This window comes from Agrobacterium sp. 6Ca8 (assembly GCF_055382765.1).
This window is the reverse complement of sequence record NZ_AP026433.1, coordinates 676,848-696,662: the sequence shown is the minus strand read 5'-3', so window position 1 is coordinate 696,662 and position 19,815 is coordinate 676,848. Positions and strand designations below refer to the sequence as shown.

The 19,815-nt window shown below is 59.7% G+C and carries 16 protein-coding genes; 8 read left to right on the top strand and 8 right to left on the bottom strand.

The features are described from left to right. Positions 1-90: 90 nt before the first annotated feature. Complete coding sequence (locus ACZ5A6_RS03495; protein ID WP_112155278.1) at positions 91-1,335, top strand: MFS transporter; 1,245 nt, start codon at positions 91-93, stop codon at positions 1,333-1,335. Between the two features lie 286 nt (positions 1,336-1,621). Continuing rightward, positions 1,622-2,995 (top strand): magnesium transporter, encoded by a 1,374-nt coding sequence (gene mgtE, locus ACZ5A6_RS03490; protein WP_174061513.1) that lies wholly within the window; start codon positions 1,622-1,624, stop codon positions 2,993-2,995. A 68-nt stretch (positions 2,996-3,063) separates the two neighbouring features. On the opposite strand, the gene ACZ5A6_RS03485 is transcribed toward mgtE, so the two are convergent. Beyond that, a complete protein-coding gene (locus ACZ5A6_RS03485; protein WP_174061514.1) occupies positions 3,064-3,900 on the bottom strand; it encodes an undecaprenyl-diphosphate phosphatase in 837 nt (278 codons plus the stop codon). 120 nt (positions 3,901-4,020) lie between these two features. Further along, on the bottom strand, positions 4,021-4,410 hold the full coding sequence (locus ACZ5A6_RS03480) for a winged helix-turn-helix transcriptional regulator (RefSeq protein WP_174049287.1): 390 nt from the start codon (positions 4,408-4,410) through the stop codon (positions 4,021-4,023). A 103-nt stretch (positions 4,411-4,513) separates the two neighbouring features. Here ACZ5A6_RS03480 and ACZ5A6_RS03475 point away from each other — a divergent pair, with 103 nt between their 5' ends. Next, on the top strand, positions 4,514-5,530 hold the full coding sequence (locus ACZ5A6_RS03475; RefSeq protein WP_174061515.1) for a zinc-binding alcohol dehydrogenase family protein: 1,017 nt from the start codon (positions 4,514-4,516) through the stop codon (positions 5,528-5,530). A 55-nt stretch (positions 5,531-5,585) separates the two neighbouring features. Here ACZ5A6_RS03475 and ACZ5A6_RS03470 read toward each other — a convergent pair whose 3' ends face one another. The 4 genes from ACZ5A6_RS03470 to ACZ5A6_RS03455 form a co-directional block, all read right to left on the bottom strand. Then, positions 5,586-6,326: a pentapeptide repeat-containing protein gene (locus ACZ5A6_RS03470; RefSeq protein ID WP_013635767.1), complete on the bottom strand. Its 741-nt coding sequence runs from the start codon at positions 6,324-6,326 to the stop codon at positions 5,586-5,588. A 302-nt stretch (positions 6,327-6,628) separates the two neighbouring features. Continuing rightward, complete coding sequence (locus ACZ5A6_RS03465) at positions 6,629-8,293, bottom strand: electron transfer flavoprotein-ubiquinone oxidoreductase (RefSeq protein WP_003512172.1); 1,665 nt, start codon at positions 8,291-8,293, stop codon at positions 6,629-6,631. Between the two features lie 504 nt (positions 8,294-8,797). Then, positions 8,798-9,562 (bottom strand): isocitrate lyase/PEP mutase family protein, encoded by a 765-nt coding sequence (locus ACZ5A6_RS03460; RefSeq protein ID WP_003512171.1) that lies wholly within the window; start codon positions 9,560-9,562, stop codon positions 8,798-8,800. Between the two features lie 217 nt (positions 9,563-9,779). Then, positions 9,780-10,700: a cation diffusion facilitator family transporter gene (locus ACZ5A6_RS03455; protein WP_115063930.1), complete on the bottom strand. Its 921-nt coding sequence runs from the start codon at positions 10,698-10,700 to the stop codon at positions 9,780-9,782. A gap of 143 nt (positions 10,701-10,843) precedes the next feature. Between ACZ5A6_RS03455 and ACZ5A6_RS03450 the strand changes: the two genes are divergently transcribed. Beyond that, entirely contained in the window at positions 10,844-11,632 is a 789-nt protein-coding gene (locus tag ACZ5A6_RS03450) for an SDR family oxidoreductase (protein ID WP_174061516.1), read from the top strand. A 22-nt stretch (positions 11,633-11,654) separates the two neighbouring features. Here the strand turns inward: ACZ5A6_RS03450 and ACZ5A6_RS03445 are convergent, their stop codons facing one another. Then, positions 11,655-12,632, bottom strand: coding sequence for a sensor domain-containing diguanylate cyclase (locus ACZ5A6_RS03445; RefSeq protein ID WP_038490403.1), 978 nt, complete (start codon positions 12,630-12,632; stop codon positions 11,655-11,657). Between the two features lie 299 nt (positions 12,633-12,931). On the opposite strand from ACZ5A6_RS03445, the gene ACZ5A6_RS03440 reads away from it, so the two are divergent. From ACZ5A6_RS03440 to ACZ5A6_RS03430, 3 genes are all read left to right on the top strand, one after another. Then, on the top strand, positions 12,932-14,230 hold the full coding sequence (locus tag ACZ5A6_RS03440) for an Hsp70 family protein (protein WP_003512167.1): 1,299 nt from the start codon (positions 12,932-12,934) through the stop codon (positions 14,228-14,230). Between the two features lie 43 nt (positions 14,231-14,273). After that, positions 14,274-15,173, top strand: coding sequence for a uracil-DNA glycosylase (locus ACZ5A6_RS03435; RefSeq protein ID WP_112958990.1), 900 nt, complete (start codon positions 14,274-14,276; stop codon positions 15,171-15,173). Between the two features lie 153 nt (positions 15,174-15,326). Then, complete coding sequence (locus ACZ5A6_RS03430; protein ID WP_003497027.1) at positions 15,327-15,518, top strand: hypothetical protein; 192 nt, start codon at positions 15,327-15,329, stop codon at positions 15,516-15,518. Positions 15,519-15,679: 161 nt separating this feature from the next. On the opposite strand, the gene ACZ5A6_RS03425 is transcribed toward ACZ5A6_RS03430, so the two are convergent. Then, positions 15,680-16,618, bottom strand: coding sequence for a DMT family transporter (locus tag ACZ5A6_RS03425; RefSeq protein WP_003512165.1), 939 nt, complete (start codon positions 16,616-16,618; stop codon positions 15,680-15,682). 493 nt (positions 16,619-17,111) lie between these two features. On the opposite strand from ACZ5A6_RS03425, the gene pepN reads away from it, so the two are divergent. Next, on the top strand, positions 17,112-19,760 hold the full coding sequence (gene pepN / locus ACZ5A6_RS03420; RefSeq protein ID WP_464111045.1) for an aminopeptidase N: 2,649 nt from the start codon (positions 17,112-17,114) through the stop codon (positions 19,758-19,760). Positions 19,761-19,815: the final 55 nt, after the last annotated feature.

Here is a 19,815-nt window from a genome sequence, read left to right as displayed (position 1 = left end):
TTTCATGACCGCGCATCTCCAGTCAGGGCAGGCCGTTCCCATACGGTCTTGCCCTTTTTTCTGTGGGGTCCTCCCCCTTTTCAGGTCGCAATGAGCCATTCGAATTTGTCGGAAGCCCGCCTCGAGGCGGAGAGTGAAACCGTTGTTGCGGCAAGGCCTGCCGTGGCACTGACGCCTTTTGCCGTCGCACTCATCGAACTGGCGCTTGCCGCAGGCGGTTTCGGCATCGGCACCGGCGAATTCGCCATCATGGGCCTGCTGCCTGACGTCGCAACGACCTATGGCGTCACGGTGCCCCAGGCAGGTTACGTCATCACGGCCTATGCGCTGGGTGTCGTCATCGGCGCTCCCATCATCGCGGTGCTGGCTGCACGCATGACGCGGCGCACCCTGCTTCTCGGGCTCATGGGACTTTTCGCACTCGGCAATATCTTGAGCGCCGTCGCACCTGATTTCCTGAGCTTCACCGTGCTGCGCTTCATCACCGGCCTGCCGCACGGCGCCTATTTCGGCGTTGCAGCGCTGGTGGCCGCCTCCATGGCGCCAATCCACAAACGTGCCCGCGCCGTTGGCCGCGTCATGCTCGGCCTCACCATCGCCACGCTGCTTGGAACGCCGCTTGCCACTTTCTTCGGGCAGGTGCTTTCCTGGCGCGCAGCCTTCATGCTGGTGGGCGGCATCGGGCTGTTGACAGTCGCCCTGCTGTGGCTGTTCCAGCCGCGCGACAGGGTAGAGGAAGGTGCCAGCGTTTGGCGTGAACTCGGGGCTTTCCGCCGCGTGCAGGTGTGGCTGACGCTCGCCATCGCATCGGTCGGTTTCGGCGGCATGTTCTCGGTTTTCAGCTATATCGCCAAGACCACCACCGATGTCGCGATGATGCCGGTTTCCACCGTCTCCATGGTCCTCGCCCTCTTCGGCATCGGCATGAATGTCGGCAATGTGGTCGGCTCGCGGCTGGCCGATATCTCGCTCAACGGCACGATCGGCGGCATGCTCGCCTTTAACGTGGTGGTCATGGCCGTGTTCGGCATGACGGCGCATGACCCATTCATGATGTGTCTCTGCGTCTTCCTGATCGGCTGCGGTTTTGCCGCCTGCCCCGCCGTGCAGACGCGGCTGATGGATGTGGCAGCGGATGCGCAGACGCTTGCGGCTGCCTCCAACCACTCCGCCTTCAACATCGCCAACGCGCTCGGCGCATGGCTTGGCGGCATGGTCATCGCCATGGGCTATGGATATGCCTCCACCGGTTATGTGGGCGCTGTTCTTTCGCTTCTCGGGCTTGGCGTTTTCCTTGTGTCCGTCACCGTCGAACGGCGCGCAAAAGCCGGCTGAAAGCCGGTTTTTCAGCGGCTGGAACACCCGTTCCGGCACCTGCAATAAACCTTACGGAAATTTCACGATCGGCTCGCTTGACTCTTTTTGGTTTCGGGCGCAACACGGCGTTACGCGCAGGCCGTGACCCGGCACAGCGCGGATTTTAACGGAGCATCATTTGATGTCTAGCGACAGTAGTAGTCGATTGCCTTTGCCGAAAGCGGCGAACGGGAACTGATCCGGCACCTGTCGGCTCACCACCGCGTTCGTCGTAATCGGCGAATCGACGGAAAGGTGAGCAATCATGAACTTCCACACCCTCTCCCAGAGAGCCAGCAAGGCCGCACGTATTCTCCGCAGCGGAAATGCCGGTTCCACCACCATTGCAGAACGCGTCGAGCACCTCAACACACTCGATACGCATGAGGCAGTCGCCGCCCTGCTCGCCATGCCGCAGGCAAAGGCTGTCGCCATTCTCGACCGGCCGGAACTGCATGACGCAGCCGCCATCATTGCCGGCATTCCGCTTGATCAGGCCGCCCGCTTCGTCAACCTGATGTCAGACGACCGCGTTGCCGACGTCATGGCGGAAATGGACGAAGAGCCGCGCGCAAAGCTGTTTTCCCGGCTGGATCGCACGACCGCGCTCTCCATCAAACATCTGATGGGTTATCCGCCGCGCACCGCCGGCTCGATCATGACCACGGAATTCGTCAGCGTGCCGGATAGCTGGACGGTGGAACAGACCCTTTCGCACATCCGCGTCGTCGAGCGGTCGCGTGAAACGGTCTATGCCATCTATGTGCTGGCGCAGGACGGAACGCTGTCCACCGTCGTGACGCTGCGTCGCCTTCTGACCGGCGAGGCCGGCGCCTCCATTCTCTCCGTCGCATCGAAGGAAGGCATCGTCTGTGCCAGCCCCTTGATGTCGCAGGAGGATGTTGCCCGGCTCATCCGCAAACACGACCTTCTGGCGCTTCCCGTCGTTGACGATCATTCGCACATTCTCGGCATCGTCACGGTCGACGACGTGATCGACACCATGATCGCCGACACCACGGAAGACGCCCACAAGTTCGGTGGTATGGAAGCACTCGGCAAGCCCTATATGGCAATGGGTTTTCCGGACATGATCCGCAAGCGCGCAGGCTGGCTGGCTGCCCTGTTCCTGGGTGAAATGCTGACGGCAAGCGCCATGCAGCATTTTGAAGGCGAGCTGGAAAAAGCCGTCGTGCTGACGCTGTTCATTCCGCTTATCATGTCATCAGGCGGCAACTCCGGTTCGCAGGCCACCTCGCTCATCATCCGGGCGCTGGCGCTCGGCGAACTGAAGCTTTCGGACTGGTGGCGGGTGCTGCTGCGGGAAATCCCGACGGGCCTGACGCTCGGCTGCATTCTCGGCGCCATCGGCTTCCTGCGTCTGACCATCTGGCAGCAGGCAGGCTTTTATGATTATGGCGACCACTGGCTGCTGGTGGGCGCCACCGTCTTTGCCGCACTCGTCGGCATCGTCACCTTCGGCTCGCTGGCCGGCTCCATGCTGCCATTCCTGCTGCAGCGTCTGCGGCTGGATCCAGCCAGCGCATCTGCGCCGTTCGTCGCCACGCTGGTGGATGTCAGCGGCCTCGTCATCTACTTCTCGGTGGCGCTGGTTATCCTCAGCGGCACGCTGCTCTGAAACACAAAAGGCCCGCTCGAAAGAGCGGGCCTTTTCATTTGCAGCGTTTTCGACAGGGCAACCACCCCTCAACCGCCGGCGCTGATAACGCCCGTTCCGAGAAGTCCCAAAAGAATGACGCCGATGACCACCCGGTACCAGACGAAGGGCATGTAGCTCTTGGTGGAGACCAGCTTGAGGAAGACAACGATCACGGCGTAACCGACGACGAAGGCGATCAGGGTTGCAAGCCCCGTCTGGCCCCAGCCTACAGGGTTCTCCTCGCCGATGCTTTTGAACAGCTGGTAGAAACCGGAACCGAACACGGCGGGAACGGCGAGCAGGAAGGAATATCGTGCGGCCGCCTCGCGCGTGTAGCCTAACAGCAGGCCGGCGCTGATGGTGCCGCCCGAGCGCGAGACGCCGGGGATGAGCGCCATAGCCTGCGCGAAACCGAACAGGATGCCATCACGCCAGATCAGCTGGTTCAGCTTGTAGCGCTTCTTGCCGATACTGTCGGCGACGCCGAGAATGATGCCGAAGACAATCAGCATTACGGCGGTGATATAGAGATTGCGCAGCGAATGCTCGATGGCATCCTTAAAGAACAGGCCGAGCAGCACGATCGGCACCGAGCCGACGATGATCAGCCAGCCAAGCCGCGCATCAGACTTGTCATAGGGTCCGAGGCGAAGGTTCTGCCGGAGCCAGGCGGCGGCGATCCGCATGATATCGGACCAGAAATAGACCAGCACCGCAGCTTCCGTGCCGATCTGCGTAATCGCCGTGAAGGCGGCGCCCGGATCCGCACCGGAGGGCAGAAACTCCCCGGCTATCCTCAGATGCGCGCTTGAAGAAACCGGAAGAAATTCCGTAAGTCCTTGCAAAAGGCCGAGAAATCCGGCCTCCAACCAACCGATGCTCATGTGATTTGGTGTCCCTGCTGCGAATCGAATTCGCAGCATTATGCATCAAACCGGGCAAATCCGTGTTGCATCGCACCATGAAAAAGAAGTGCGGGAGGGCTTGGTTTTACCCGTTATTTTTCAGGCTGCTTTCTCCGCAGCCTCAGGATGAAGGGTGTATTTCGCGCCGTTCTTGCACACAACATGGGCGTCGCCCCAGCTTTTCAGCGCCGAGATCACCGGCTTCATGGTTTCGCCAAGTGGCGTCAGCGCATAGTCCACGCGCGGCGGCACCACCGGGAAGACGGTGCGCGAAATCAGGCCCGCCTCTTCCAGTTCCCGCAGCTGCTTGGTGAGCATGCGCTGGGTGATGCTTGGAATGTGGCGGCGCAACTCGTTGAAGCGCAGGGTGCCCTCGTTGATGAGGTGATAGAGGATCACGCCTTTCCATTTGCCGTCGAGAAAACTCAAGGCAGACTCCACCGGGCAGCCCGGAAAATTGCCGGTAAGCTTGGCGCGCGGTCGCGACATCACAGTATCCTTTTTGTATGTATCATCACAAAATGTGCATTCTTGCGATCGATGTTCATATGTATCAAGTAAGAGGCACGCAAACAAGCAAAGGAGACTGTTCATGCGCGCCATCGGTTACAAGACGGGCCAGCCCATCACCGCAACGGATGCCCTTATCGACCTCGACCTGCCGCAGCCGGAGGCGACGGGGCATGATATTCTGGTGGAGGTGAAGGCCGTTTCGGTCAATCCTGTTGACACCAAGGTTCGCCGCAACCAGGCGCCGGAAAACGGTGCTGCCCGCGTGCTGGGCTTCGATGCGGCGGGCGTGGTGAAAGCCGTCGGCGACAAGGTATCGCTGTTCAAGCCCGGCGACGAGGTGTTTTACGCTGGTGTCATCAACCGCCCCGGCTCCAACAGCGAATTCCATCTGGTCGATGAGCGCATCGTCGGCGCCAAACCCAAGTCGCTGAATTTCGAGGAAGCAGCGGCACTGCCGCTGACCGCGATCACGGCCTACGAGACGCTGTTCGACCGGCTGCGGGTGACAGAGCCCGTTCCGGGTGCGGCAAATGCCGTTCTGGTGATCGGTGGCGCCGGCGGCGTCGGCTCGATTGCCATCCAGCTTCTGCGCGCACTGACCGATCTCACCGTCATTGCCACGGCTTCGCGGCCGGAAACGATGCAATGGGCCAAAGACCTCGGCGCGCATCATGTCGTCGATCACAGCAAGCCGATTGCCCCGCAGGTGGAAGCGCTTGGCCTTGGTGCACCGGGCTTCGTATTCTCGACCACCCATAGCGACATTCACGCTGCAGACAGCGTGGCGACCATTGCGCCGCAGGGCCGTTTTGCGCTGATCGACGATCCGGCCGGCGGTTTCGACGCCATGGCGTTCAAGCGCAAATGCGTTTCAATCCATTGGGAAATGATGTTCGCCCGCGCGGTTTTCCAGACGCCTGACATGATCGAACAGCACAAGCTGCTCAATCACGTTGCGGAACTGGTTGATGCCGGCAAGATCAAGACGACGTTGACCGAGGTTTTCGGCACCATCAACGCCGCAAACCTCATCAAGGCCCACGCCTTGATTGAAAGCAACACGGCCAAGGGCAAGATCGTGCTTTCGGGCTTTTGATCTACACGTCACACGAAGTGGGAGGTGCGCGCCTGATAAAGCGCGCCCTTCCCGGTCAATCGTCTTCCGGATCTTCCGGGCATGGCCATGCGGCAGGCGTCGTCAGGCCGCTCGGCAGTTTTGTCTTGGCGTCGCCGCAGGCGATGTCGATCTGTTTCTGCTCAAGGCCGGTGGCGGCGGAAAGATCGACCCCCTCTATGCGGGTCAACAGCAGGAAGGCGTTGGCAAAATCCACCGCGCCGCCGAGCTTTGCGCCCTGGAAGCTGGCACGCGACAGGTTGGTCAGCGAAAATTTCGAGCCGGACAGGCTGGCATCTTGAAACTCGGCACGCCCGAGCTCAGCCTTGGTAAAATCCGCGCCGTCCAGTTTGGCCTTGTTGAAATTGGTCCGCTGCATTTCCGCATTGATGAATTTTGCGCTGGTGGCGTCGGCGGCGGAAAAGTCACTGCGGTAGGCTTCCACCTTCGTCAGGTTGGCGCCCTGCAGGTTCGCCTCTCCAAGAGCCGTCCGGATGAGTTTCGCCTTTTCAAGATTGGCGCCCTTCAGCGAGGAGCCGCGCAAATCCGTATAAGTGAAATCCGTGCCGTAAAGCATCGCCGAATCGAGGTTGCTGCCGCCCAGCATCAGGAGGCGCTTGTTGCATTCGCGCCAGTCGATGCCGGCCATGGCGTCGGCGCGGCAGCTGGCGGCCATCAGCGGGCTGCCACTGAGCGAAACGGCAACTACCATACCTGCCGCCAGACCGGCGACGATCCTTGTATTCCGCACGATATTCAGCCTCTGAAAGCCGGACATTCCATCACTCCTGCCGCCGGGCGACGGCCCAAACGCAACATATGCACATTCAAGGCGTTACCGCATTCCTGACCCACAATCCATGGACCATGCAAAGCTACAACACCCCAACATCCTATATGTAAGAAATCGAAGGGCAATCCACAAATACTAGGGGGGACGAGACTTTCGACGCCTCGCGCACGCGACGTCATCCTTTCGCTTGTCCCGAGGATCCAACCACGTATCGTGAAATCAATCGGTTGCAGATGCCCGGGGCAAGCCCGGGCAAGACGAAGGTTGCCGGCAGACCAACACCACGATCACATATTGGCGTAAACCGGCCCTTCGCCACCCTGCGGCGGCACCCAGTTGATGTTCTGGTTGGGGTCCTTGATATCGCAGGTCTTACAATGCACGCAGTTCTGCGCGTTGATCACGTAGACCTCCTCACCGTCCTTCTCCACCCACTCATAAACGCCGGCAGGACAATAACGCGTCGAAGGACCGGCATAGACGTCGTGTTCGGAACGCTTCTGCAAGTCCATATCCTTCACCTGAAGATGCACCGGCTGGTCTTCCTCATGGTTGGTGGAGGACAGGAACACCGATGACAGTCGGTCGAAGGTCAGAACACCGTCCGGTTTCGGATAGGCGATGGGCTTGTGTTTGGAGGCCGGCTCAAGGCTCTGCGCATCCGTCTTGCCGTGTTTCAGCGTGCCGAAAACGGAGAAACCGAACAGCTGGTTGGTCCACATGTCGAGACCGCCAAGGCCGACGCCAACAAGCGTGCCGAACTTCGACCACAGCGGCTTGACGTTGCGCACACGCTTCAGGTCCTTGCCGATATCGCCGTCGCGCCATTCCGCCTCGATCTCGGCCACCTCATCATGGGCGCGACCGGCGGAAATAGCCGCGGCGATCTTTTCCGCCGCCAGCATGCCCGACAACACCGCATTATGGCTGCCCTTGATGCGCGGCACATTGACGAAACCGGCCGAACAGCCGATCAGCGCGCCGCCGGGGAAAGTCAGCTTCGGCACCGACTGGTAACCGCCCTCGGTAATCGCGCGCGCGCCATAGGAAATGCGCTTGCCGCCCTCGAAAGTGTCGCGGATGGCAGGATGCGTCTTGAAGCGCTGAAATTCCTCGAAAGGATAAAGATAGGGGTTCTTGTAATTGAGATGCACCACGAAGCCGACGGCAACGAGATTGTCCTCCAGATGATAGAGGAACGAGCCGCCGCCGGTCTTGAAACCGAGCGGCCAGCCGAAGGAGTGCTGCACGAGGCCCTGTTTGTGGTGTTCCGGCTTGACCTGCCAGAGTTCCTTGATGCCGATGCCGAATTTCTGCGGTTCGCGATCTTTCGAAAGGTCAAACCTGGAAATCAGCTGCTTGGCGAGCGAACCGCGCACACCTTCGCCGATCAGCACATATTTGCCATGCAGCTCCATGCCGCGCGTGAAGGCGGGGCCGGGTTCACCGTTCTTCTCGATGCCCATATCGCCGGTGGCGACACCGATCACTGCGCCTTCTTCATTATAAAGCACTTCGGTGGCGGCAAAGCCCGGATAGATCTCGACGCCGAGCGCTTCCGCCTTTTCCGCCAGCCAGCGACAGACCAGCCCAAGCGAGACGATGTAATTGCCGTGATTGTTCATGAGCGGCGGCATCATGAAGTTCGGCAGACGGATGGAGCCCGCAGGGCCTAAGAACATGAACTGGTCGTCCTTGACCTCGGTCTTGAAGGGATGCCCCTCTTCCTCACGCCAGCCGGGCAGAAGCCGGTCGATGCCGATGGGATCAACCACGGCACCTGAGAGAATATGCGCGCCGACTTCAGCACCCTTTTCCAGAACGACGACCGAAAGCTCCGGCTCGACCTGCTTCAGACGGATCGCGGCGGCAAGGCCCGCAGGACCCGCACCGACGATCACAACGTCGAATTCCATCGCTTCGCGTTCCGGCAGTTCCATCGCTTCCGTCATCTTGTCCTCTCACCTCGCCGGTCCCATCCGGCTGTTGTTATATCCGCTTCCGGCATTCGCACCGTGTTGCCTGCACTGGCCGAAAAGCCAGTCTGCGACAACACATTCGCCCTAGCCTGTCTTCGCAAAGCACGACGGCTTTGTCGAGCTTCCATAGCGGCAAAACATGTCGCACGCCACTCAATTGTCAGACAACCTGATGAGTATTTTATTACTTTTACGTGCACGTAAGATTGAGAATAGGAGTTGAGTGGGTGGGCGTCAAGGTTTGTCATTATTTGATGGCAAAGGATTGCCAATTCCAAGGATTGCACCGAGCCCAAGTCGCTAGGGCGGTCAGGACGCTTCCCGCCGTTCATTGCAGCTCGCACTCCCAGCCATCCGGCCGGCCGAAAACTCGAGCTGCAAAGTGTTTTTCCGCCAAGGCCGACTCAGCCGGGCTAACGCCGCTCTTCCGACTTTGACCTCAGCAATGATGAGATCAGGTCAGTACAAGAGTTGCTTTCAGGCAAAAACGCGTGCGCTGTTTTCCAAGTCTCCAGCCACCTTGATGTATGGCGTGGGGCCAAAACTGATCCGGGCCACACCAAGGTCTGCCAGCTCTCGGATATCTTTCAGGTCGCCCGATATCATAACATTGACCGGTAAAGTCGCGCGGTCGCATATTTCTTTGATCAGCTTTTTGTCTTTTAGCCCGGGCACGAAAAAACCATCTGCTCCTGCCGCCTTATAGGCTGCCCCGCGAGCGAGCACCTCATCCAGCAAGACCGCATGATCGATGCCCTCATCTGCTTTGAGAAACACGTCCGTTCTCGCATTGATGAAGACCGGGACACGGTGGTCTTCGGCAGCGCTGCGAATAGCTCGAAGCCGGTCCACCTGATAATCGACATCATAGAGGCCCGTCCCGTGCACCACCTGATCCTCGAAGTTCAATCCGATGACGCCGAGGGTGAGTAGACGACCTACGTTGCGCCTGACCGTTGCAGCATCACTCGAATAACCGCCTTCAAAATCCACAGTGAGAGGCAGATCGATGCATTTCATTATTCGAGCGACGACCGCCAGTGCGTCATCGAGCGGCATCTCCTCACCATCCGAATAGCCTTGCGCGGCAGCAACGGACCAGCTTCCGGTTGCAATGGCCTTCGCACCGCTGCGGGCAACGGCCATCGCGCTTCCTGCATCCCAGATGTTGTAAAGGACGATGGGATCGCCCGGAATGTGCAAGCTTCGAAACTTTTCTGCACGTTCAATCTGATTGCTCATTTTGGTGTCTCCCGTGTGCTATCTTTGAGCTTTCGCTCATTTCGATCAGCCGTCGCCTGTTCTAAAGGCCGCAGCCGTTACCTGGAAACGACTAGCACCGGGAAAATGCTCAGAACGCCGATTTTCGGGCACCTATTTCTTTTTGTCTAAAATTACGAGAGTCCTCTACTTGCGAATCAGGATGAGTACCGCAAGCAGCTAAAATCAAACATCCCGTTCAAACCGCCCATTCCTCATCCGTCGTAAACACAATCGTCAGCCACCGATCCGTCCCCTCGCCGCCGAGTGCATCGCCGATCTCGTCGCGGATCGCGTCCCATTCTTCGAGACGCCGGGGTGGCCAGTTTTTCGGGACGATGAAGAAGAGTTCGATCTGGCGGCCTCGGCCAACGCGGGCGACATAGGAATAGTGCGAGGCGAAGCCGAATTTTTCGACGGTTTCGGCCGCTACCCTGTCCACATGCTGCTTGAATTCAAAAGGCGTCACCAGAAGGATGTCGGCGAGCGCCTGCTTCACATTGCCGAGCGGCATGGGAATGATGATGAGGCAGACCAGCGCCAGAACGGCGGGGTCGATATAGGGCGCGATCCACTGATGCGCCGTTCCCGTCAGCCCGTAGCCGATGGCGAAGGCGAGGAACAGGGCCGCGCTCAGGAGCGCGCTCATCAGCCAGCTTTTGGCGTCCAGCGCCACGAAGGCCGATTTCAGTCTGCGGTTCTGGCGTTTGACGAACCATGCCATGACGAGCGAAATGGCAAAGCTGACGAAGGTGACGATGATGGCGTAATCGAACTCGATCGATCTGCCGCCGTCCATCAGGCTGTCGATGGCGTTGATCAGGGCATAGATCGCAGCGCCCATCAAAAGCGTGCCGTTGAGGCCGAGGACCATCGGCTCCAGATGCCAGAAGCCCATGGTGAAACGCTCTGCCAGCCTTCCACCGGGCCGTGGGGCGGCGGAAGCCGCGATCAGCCGCGCCACCAGCAGCGCCAGCACCGTCATGAAGGCATCCGTCAGGGCATAAACGCCATCGAACACCACCGCGAAAGAGCCGGAAAACAGGCCTGCACCAATGCCGAACGCGGCCAGAAGAACCGTGATGGCAATTGAGAATTTCAGCAGAGATTGTTCGGTCATGACGCGTATTTAACCTTCAAAAGCGGGCGCCGCCTTCCTATAAACAGCACAGATGGAGCGGGATAGCGAAAACTGTGGACGGTTTTCGCCTGTAGTCACGCTTCGATTCTTTGATACGCTGCAAACAAGACAGGACAAAACCCATGGATCTCGGCATTTCCGGCAAACGCGCCCTCGTTCTCGCCTCCTCTCGCGGCCTTGGGCTGGGCATCGCCACGGCGCTGGCGAATGAAGGCGTGAATGTTCTTCTCGTTGGCAGAAGCAGCGAAAAGCTGGACGCGAACTGCAAGACGATCAATGCACTCGGCAAGGGCAAGGCCGACTGGGTGCGGGGCGATCTTGGCGACGACAATTTCGTCGAGGCCATGGTTCAGGCCGTGAACGACAAGCTCGGCGGCATTGACATTCTCGTCAACAACACCGGTGGCCCGACGCCGGGTCTTGCGCAGGAGATCACGACCGAGAAGCTGGAGAGCTTCTTCCAGTCGATGGTGCTGCGCGTCATCACGCTCACCAATGCGCTGCTGCCGCAGATGAAGGAACAGGGCTTTGGCCGCATCCTGACCGTTGCCTCCTCCGGCGTGTTCGAACCCATCCCCAATCTGGCGCTCTCCAACACGCTGCGTGGGGCGCTGGTGGGCTGGAGCAAGACATTGTCGAGCGAAGTGGCCTGTTTCGGCATCACCTCCAACCTTCTTCTGCCCGGCCGCATCCATACCGACCGCATCGACGAGCTGGATGGCGCCAATGCCAAGCGCCTGGGTAAAAGCATGGAGGAAATCCGCGAGGCTTCGGTCAAGAGCATTCCGGCAGGCAGGCTTGGCACGGTGGAAGAATTCGCCGCCGCCGGAGCTTTCCTCTGCTCGGTTCCGGCAAGCTACATCACCGGCACAATGCTGCGGGTGGATGGCGGCGCGGCGAAATCGAACTGACGCCGGTGCGACGCCGGAGCGGTCAAGAGGCCGCTCCGTAGACTACGAAGCGGTTTCTGCCGGTATTCTTGGCTTCGTAGAGTGCCGTGTCGGCGCGGCGCAGCACATCGCTCGCGCTCTCACCGGGATCGGCAAAGGCAATGCCGGCCGAACAGCTGTAACGGAAATCCGGCACATCGCTCAGCGGCGATGCCTCGGTCAACGTCGCCAGCAGCTTCTGCATGGTGCTTTCCGCGCTCAGCATTCGCGAACCGCTGAGAACGAGCAGAAACTCCTCACCGCCGATCCGCCCCACCAGATCGTCCCGGCCGATCGCGGCGGAAAGCCGGGTGGCGAAATCCTTGAGGACGAGATCGCCGCAGGCATGCCCGAAACGGTCGTTCACCGCCTTGAAATGGTCGATATCCATGATGATCACCGCAAGCGCCTGCGCCTTGTTGGGGCCAAGCATCTGGTTGAGGATATCCATGGCATAGCGGCGGTTGCCGAGGCCAGTGAGCTCGTCGCTCAGCGCCGATTTCAGCGCCCTGTCGCGCTCCTGCCGCAGATCGCGCAACTGGATGCCAAGCTCGGAAACATCAGTCACGACACACAACATCCAGCCGCCCGGCAGCGTCGTTTCCGTCGTCAGCATCCAGCGTCCATCGTTCAGGCTGGTTTCGATGGTGCGGTAAGGCAACTTGCCGCGCCTTGTCCGCGCCGAGCGCAACCACAGTTCGAAATCGGTGGTTTCGACCGCCGTTCCTGTCGAGCTGCGATACCCGCCGCGCATCAGCTCCATCCAGTTCGGAAAACCGTCCGGAGCCATGCCCAGCGCCTCGCGGAAGGCCGCATTGGCAAAGCGCAACTCGTCGCTGCCATCGAAAAGGGCATAACCCTGCTGCGATGACGCCATGAGGTTCATAAGCTGGGAATGGAAAATTTCCACGTCGCCGCGAATGAGGACCTCCGGCCCGGGCGGCACATCTTGGAGGGCGGAACATGCCTGCTTGCGGGACATCTGGACTTCCGGGTTACAACGCGACAGCTACAATTAAGAAAGCTCCCTGAGGATATAGCCTTTATTTATACTTTGCGATTGCGAAAAAATATTTAATTTGCATCGCAAAACTGTATTTATAACGGAAAATTACTTTATTCTAATGTTTTAATAAACCGAGAAGTGGCGCTTGCCATTCTGCCGGGCCTGTGCAATCAACCGCCCTCCTCTGACATCGGGATGCCAAATGCGTCCCTTATTCTCAAGCCGGGCCGCCTTTGGGCCGGGCGAGCATTTCTATCGGCGACAAGGATATGGCGATGACGCAAAAGCGGGCACTGGGCCTCGATTTCGGCACGACCAACACGGTCATGGCTCTTTCCGACGGCGGCGGCGAAAGCCGCTCCATGCAGTTTACCAGCAGCGCGGGCACGGATGACAGTATGCGCACCGCGCTCTCCTTCATGAAGGATTCGGGCCTTGGTGCGGCTGCCCTGCACGTGGAAGCGGGCCACGCAGCCATCAGGCAATTCATCGACAATGCGGGCGATTGCCGCTTCCTGCAGTCGATCAAGACATTTGCGGCCTCGCCGCTCTTTCAGGGCACGTTGATCTTCGCCAAGCGCCAGAGCTTCGAGGATTTGATGGACGTGTTCCTGCGCAAGCTGAAAACCTATGCGGGCGCAGAGTGGCCAAGCGACGTCTCGACCGTCATCGCCGGTCGCCCCGTGCGTTTCGCCGGTAGCAATCCGGATGAGACGCTGGCGCTCTCCCGCTACAACGAAGCGCTGACGCGTGCCGGTTTTCCGGAAATCCACTATGTCTACGAGCCGGTGGCGGCCGCCTATTATTTCGCCCAGAGCCTGAAGAAGGACGCCAATGTGCTGGTGGCGGATTTCGGCGGCGGCACCACCGACTATTCGCTGATCCGCTTCGAGACCCATGCCGGCAAGCTTTCCGCCACCCCCATCGGCCATTCCGGCGTCGGTGTCGCCGGTGACCATTTCGACTTTCGCATGATCGACAATCTGGTTTCGCCGGAAATCGGCAAGGGCAGCAAGTTCAAGAGCTTCGACAAGGTGCTGGACGTGCCTTCCGGCTACTACGTGAATTTCGGTCGCTGGAACCAGCTGTCGATCTTCAAGACCTCGAAGGAATTCACCGATCTGAAATCGCTGGTGCGCTCGGCGCTGGAGCCGGACAAGCTCGAACTCTTCATCGATCTCGTGGAGCATGACGAGGGTTATCCGCTTTATCAGTCGATTTCCGCCACCAAGATGGCGCTTTCCTCGGCCGAAGAAGCGGAATTCAACTTCGCGCCGCTCGGCAAGGCCGGCCGCAAAATGGTCAAGCGCAGCGACTTCAACAACTGGATCGCCGACGACCTCGCTAAGATCGAGGGCGCGCTGGACGAGGTTCTGGAGAAGACGCAAGTCGCGCCCGAGGCAATCGACAAGGTGTTCCTCACCGGCGGCACCTCCTTCGTGCCGGCGGTGCGCGAGCTTTTCACCCGTCGTTTCGACGCGGACCGGATCGAAACCGGTGGCGAGCTGCTCTCGATTGCCCATGGTTTGGCCATGATCGGCGAAAGCGGTGACATTCAGCGCTGGACAGCGTGATTTACGGGTTCCCCGGGCGGGGAACATGGGATAATTTCACCCCATGATCGCCGCTCACGACCTCTCCCCGGCCGAACTCGCCGCGCTTCTGCATTTCCATGCGGATGCGGGCGTGGACTGGTTGCTGGAAGACGGACCTGTTGACCGTTTCGCCGAATTTGCCGCCTCCCGCCCTGCCCGACCGGCAGCGCGTCAGGAAAGTTCTGCGCCCGCACACCAGATGGACGGCGGCGCGGAGCGTCGTGCCGATGCTCCGCAGCGGCAGACGGCAGGTCGCAGCGCGCCGACGAGAGGCGCGCCGCCTGCTCCGGCACTTCAGCAGAATGTTGCCATGCCGGACGAACAGGCCGTGGCGGCTGCCCGTTTTGCGGCTGAAAGCGCAAGGTCGCTTTCCGAACTGAAAATCGCGCTTGAGGGTTTCAGCGGCTGCAACCTCAAGAACAGCGCCCGCAACACGGTATTCACCGAAGGCGACCCTGCTTGCGCCGTCATGGTCATCGGCCCGATGCCGGATGCAGATGACGACCGCGAGGGCCAGCTTTTTGCCGGCAAGACCGGGCTGCTGCTCGACCGTATGCTGGCCGCTATCGGCCTTGACCGCGCACGCATCATGCTCGGCAATGTCGTGCCCTGGCGTCCACCGGGCAACCGCCCGCCGACTCAGGCCGAAATGGATATCTGCCGCCCCTTCATTGAGCGCCAGATCGCACTTGCGGAGCCGAAACACCTGTTGCTTCTTGGCAACTTGACCGCACGTTTCTTTTTCGGCGGCACCGGAACGATCCATACGCTGCGCGGACAGTGGCGTGATGTCGCAGCTGGGCACCTGGTTTTACCGGCGCTGGCGAGCCTGCATCCGCAGGAACTTCTAAACGCACCTGCCAGCAAGTCATTGGCATGGCAGGATTTATTGGCGTTTCAGGCAAAAATCTCCGAAGGCTGATTGCCTGATTCTTACTCAGAGTAAACGAAGTATGAAAAAAGCCATGCGTATTACGCATAACAGCGGCGCGCTGACCCGGCTTGCCGAATCCATGCTGCACTGCGATAAGCCAGCCTGTGTCTTGGGAGGAATTCGGTTTAAGGAACCAAGGCAATGACCACTCGCTTCCGTCCGGTACATTCCGGCTTTGAAACGCTCCGACTGGCGGGCCTCGGCCCTCGCTCCAGTCAGGGTTACCATCGTTTCGGCGCTGCCGCTAACGAACAGATGACCGCACGTGCTGCCATGCAGCAGGTTCGCGTCACACGTCCTGCAGCTGTCTTTGCGGATTTCCGCGAGCGCTGAGAGCACTCAGGCCGGCGTAAAACCGGTCCATATCTTTGATTGCGCGCTGGCGTCTTTCTTCGGGAAGGCGCCTTTTGCATTTGCGGGACTAGGCGACGAAACGACAACGGCTCTGGCGCCGACGATGCCGCATGTTTGCGACCTCCGCCAAATTTGGTGCGTTACCCCTGCGGCGTGGAGGCCTTGCGTGCCGCGCGTCTCGCCAGGCCCAGCTGGTGCTCGCGGAAAATGATGAAGATGCCGGCGAAAATCACGATTGCCGTGCCGATCAGCATGGTGAGCGTTGGAATGTCTCCGAACAGGATATAGGAGACCGCTATCCCGAAAACGATGGAGCTGTATTCGAAGGGCGCGATAGTGGAGACCTCCGCGTGGCGATAGCTCTCCGTCAGGAAGATCTGTGCGACGCCGCCACAAATGCCGCTGGTGATCAACAGCACGGCCTGCTTGGTATCCAGAGCGCTCCACCCGAAGGGCACGCTGACGAGCGAAAGCAAGGTGGCCGTGAGCGAGAAATAGAGAACGATGGTCGGCGTCTTTTCCGTTTCCACCAGTTGCCGCACCTGGATCATTGCGAGACCGCCAAGTGCTGCCCCGCATAGCACGGCAATCGCGCCCAGCCCCTCGCCCGCGGCAAAACCGCCTTCACGCAACAGGGTCATCTTCGGCCACAGGATAACCAGCACGCCCATCATGCCAACGAAAACCGCGCTCCAGCGGTAGATGCGCACCTTCTCGCGCAGGATGAAGGCGGCGAACACGACGGCCAGCAGCGGTGAGGCATAACCGATGGCGATGAATTCCGGCAACGGCAGCAGCGTCAGCCCGTAAAACCCGCAGGCCATGGAGAGAATGCCGAGAAACCCGCGCTTGAAATGGCCGATGAGATTGTTGGTGTGCAGCGCGCTCGTTAGCGCATGCAGCCAGGCAAGATAAACGACGATGGGGATGATGGCGAAAGCGGAGCGGAAGAAAGTGATCTGACCGGCCGGCACATCGGGACCGGAGGCCTTGATACAAGTCTGCATCACCAGAAAAAAGCCAACCGAAATCAGCTTCAGGCTTATCCCCCGAAAGGGATTTGTCGGTTCGGCGTTCATCGGCAGTTACTCATATCGGCTGCGCAAACACGCCATCGGGAGATTGTTCATGCGGGGGAGGACGACGCGGGGGAATTGGATTTGCCCAAGGCTAGAGCATTCCCGAAGCGCTTTACAACAAAAAATGTTATTTACCCATGAATTCCGTTGATCTGGTGAGGCGCAGGATTGCTTTCCCCGGCTTGGGGCCTCCTCACCCCCATTGTTCAGGCCTTCAGCCCTGATGGCGACGTGAGAATCAGACCAAAAGCGACACGCGCTAAAATTTGAAGAAAATAAAATACAATTTCAGCAATCGTTCAACATTTGCTGGCATGGTCCGCAGGTCCGGCAGCGGCAGGATCGTCTGCAGGGCCGGCAAAGCCTTCCATGGCAGGACAGAACGTCCTCCCGATGCGCACATGATTGTGACGAATACTCTACCTATTTTACATCCGGGCCTTATGACGACATGATGCCCGGAGGACAACGACAAAGTTATTCAGGAACAGTCATGCGAACAGACACGGGCCAGATCGTTCACCTGGCAGATTACCGCCCCACCGATTTCGTTCTGGAGCGGGTGGATCTCACCTTCGAACTCGACCCCAAGAATACCAAGGTCGAAGCCCGTCTGATCTTTCATCGCCGAGAGGGCGTCGATGTGTCAGCGCCGCTCGTTCTCGATGGCGACGAGTTGACGCTTTCGGGCCTGCTGCTTGATCAGGTGGACATTCCCGCAAGCCAATATGACGCGACGCCCGATAGCCTGACGATCCGCGATCTGCCTGCGGCGACGCCCTTCGAGATCTGTGTCACCAATTACATCAACCCGCAGGTCAATACGCAGCTGATGGGGCTTTACCGCACCAACGGCGTTTATTGCACCCAGTGCGAGGCTGAAGGTTTCCGCCGCATCACCTATTTCCCAGACCGGCCCGATGTTCTGGCACCTTATACGGTGACGATCATCGCCGCGAAGGACGGCAATCCCCTGCTGTTGTCGAACGGCAATTTCCTCGGCGGCGGCAATTACGATGAAGGCCGCCACTTTGCAGCCTGGTTCGATCCGCACCCGAAACCCAGCTATCTCTTTGCGCTTGTCGCCGGCGATCTCGGCGTGGTGGAAGACACGTTCACCACCCTTTCTGGCCGCGAAGTGGCGCTGAAGATCTATGTCGAGCATGGCAAGGAGCCGCGCGCGGCCTATGCCATGGATGCGCTGAAGCGCTCGATGAAGTGGGATGAGGAACGCTTCGGCCGTGAATACGACCTCGATATTTTCATGATCGTCGCCGTGTCCGATTTCAACATGGGCGCGATGGAGAACAAGGGTCTCAACGTCTTCAACGACAAATTCGTGCTGGCCGACCCGGAAACTGCCTCCGACGCGGACTACGCCAATATCGAGCGCATCATCGCGCATGAATATTTCCACAACTGGACCGGCAACCGCATCACCTGCCGCGACTGGTTTCAGCTGTGCCTGAAAGAAGGCCTGACGGTCTATCGCGACCAGGAATTTTCCGCCGACATGCGCTCGCGCCCGGTCAAGCGCATCGCCGATGTGCGTCACCTGAAATCGGAGCAGTTTCCAGAGGATTCCGGTCCGCTGGCCCATCCGCCACGCCCCGATACCTATCGCGAAATCAACAACTTCTACACGACGACCGTTTATGAAAAGGGCGCCGAAGTCACCCGCATGATCGCCACGATCCTTGGGGAAGACGACTTCAAGAAAGGCATGGACCTTTATTTCGAACGTCATGACGGCGAAGCGGCGACTGTTGAGGATTTCGTCAAGAGTTTTGCCGATGCCAGCGGCCGCGACCTGTCGCAGTTTTCGCTATGGTACACCGAGGCCGGCACGCCGCTCGTCTCCGTTTCCTCCGCCTACGATGCCGCCAAGGCGACCTTCAGGCTGACGCTGGAACAGACCGTCGCACCAACGCCTGGCCAACCGGTGAAGCAACCGCGTCATATTCCGCTTTCGCTGGCGCTGATTCTCGACAATGGCCAGATCGCCGAGCCGCAGGCTGTCACGGCCGGAGAATACCGCGACGGCGTGCTGCATCTGACCGAACGCAACCAGACATTCTCCTTCTCCGGCATTTCATCGCGCCCAGTGCTGTCGCTCAACCGCAGCTTCTCGGCGCCGATCAACCTGCATTTCGAACAGAGTGCTGCCGATCTGGTGCAGGTTGCCCGGCACGAGACGGATATGTTTGCCCGTTTCCAGGCGCTTACCGATCTCGCTTTGCCGGCGCTGATTGCCGCTACCAAGGCCGTGCAGAACGGCCAAGAAGTACGCTCGGACGCCGACCTCATCGCAACGTTGATCGAAATCGTCGGCGACGCTTCGCTTGAACCCGCTTTCCGGGCACAGGCGCTGGCGCTGCCGAGCGAAACGGACATCGCTCGCGAACTGGGCGGCAATACCGACCCGGACGCCATCCACAAGGCCCGCAACGCGACGATCAAGGCCATTGCCACGGCCGGTCTCGAAACGCTCCGCGGGCTCGCCGACAGCGACGGCAATGGTGAAGCCTACAGCCCCGATGCCGACAGCGCCGGACGGCGTTCGCTTCGCAACGGCGCGTTGAGCTTCCTTGCTTTTGCCGAGGGAACGCCTGACAGGGCGGCAAAGGCCTATGCCAGCGCCACCAACATGACCGATCTTGCGCATGCGCTTGGTGTGCTGACCCAGCGTTTCCCCGACAGCGCGGAGACAAAGGAGGCGCTTGCCGCCTTCGAAGCCCGCTTTGCCGACAATGCGCTGGTTCTCGACAAATGGTTCTCGCTGCAGGCCGCCATTCCCGGCGACGGCGCGCTGGAACGTATCAAGGCGCTGATGACGTCGAAACACTTCATCGCCTCTAATCCCAACCGGGTACGGTCGCTGGTGGGCACGCTCGCCTTCTCCAACCCGACCGGTTTCCACCGCGCCGACGGTGCCGCCTACCGGTTCCTCGCCGAGCAGATCATAGCCATCGACAAGCGTAACCCGCAGCTTGCCGCACGCATTCTCACCTCCATGCGCTCCTGGCGGTCGCTGGAAGCAAGCCGCGCCGAACACGCCAAGGCAGCGCTTTCGACAATCGCCGAAGCAAAAGGTCTTTCGACGGATGTCAGCGATATCGTCGGGCGTATTCTGAAAGGATAATACCCGGCGAACATTCGCCAACTCCCCTATTCCGGACAATGCGTTGCGCCGTCTT

Coding starts and splice junctions, on each gene's coding strand:
- ACZ5A6_RS03470 (WP_013635767.1), bottom strand. CDS start 6,326: ATGTCCGGCTTTCAGAGGCTGAATATCGTGCGGAATACAAGGATCGTC.
- pepN (WP_464111045.1), top strand. CDS start 17,112: ATGCGAACAGACACGGGCCAGATCGTTCACCTGGCAGATTACCGCCCC.
- ACZ5A6_RS03485 (WP_174061514.1), bottom strand. CDS start 3,900: ATGAGCATCGGTTGGTTGGAGGCCGGATTTCTCGGCCTTTTGCAAGGA.
- ACZ5A6_RS03435 (WP_112958990.1), top strand. CDS start 14,274: ATGATCGCCGCTCACGACCTCTCCCCGGCCGAACTCGCCGCGCTTCTG.
- ACZ5A6_RS03450 (WP_174061516.1), top strand. CDS start 10,844: ATGGATCTCGGCATTTCCGGCAAACGCGCCCTCGTTCTCGCCTCCTCT.
- ACZ5A6_RS03430 (WP_003497027.1), top strand. CDS start 15,327: ATGACCACTCGCTTCCGTCCGGTACATTCCGGCTTTGAAACGCTCCGA.
- ACZ5A6_RS03455 (WP_115063930.1), bottom strand. CDS start 10,700: ATGACCGAACAATCTCTGCTGAAATTCTCAATTGCCATCACGGTTCTT.
- ACZ5A6_RS03495 (WP_112155278.1), top strand. CDS start 91: ATGAGCCATTCGAATTTGTCGGAAGCCCGCCTCGAGGCGGAGAGTGAA.
- ACZ5A6_RS03425 (WP_003512165.1), bottom strand. CDS start 16,618: ATGAACGCCGAACCGACAAATCCCTTTCGGGGGATAAGCCTGAAGCTG.
- ACZ5A6_RS03480 (WP_174049287.1), bottom strand. CDS start 4,410: ATGTCGCGACCGCGCGCCAAGCTTACCGGCAATTTTCCGGGCTGCCCG.
- ACZ5A6_RS03465 (WP_003512172.1), bottom strand. CDS start 8,293: ATGACGGAAGCGATGGAACTGCCGGAACGCGAAGCGATGGAATTCGAC.
- mgtE (WP_174061513.1), top strand. CDS start 1,622: ATGAACTTCCACACCCTCTCCCAGAGAGCCAGCAAGGCCGCACGTATT.
- ACZ5A6_RS03440 (WP_003512167.1), top strand. CDS start 12,932: ATGACGCAAAAGCGGGCACTGGGCCTCGATTTCGGCACGACCAACACG.
- ACZ5A6_RS03475 (WP_174061515.1), top strand. CDS start 4,514: ATGCGCGCCATCGGTTACAAGACGGGCCAGCCCATCACCGCAACGGAT.
- ACZ5A6_RS03460 (WP_003512171.1), bottom strand. CDS start 9,562: ATGAGCAATCAGATTGAACGTGCAGAAAAGTTTCGAAGCTTGCACATT.
- ACZ5A6_RS03445 (WP_038490403.1), bottom strand. CDS start 12,632: ATGTCCCGCAAGCAGGCATGTTCCGCCCTCCAAGATGTGCCGCCCGGG.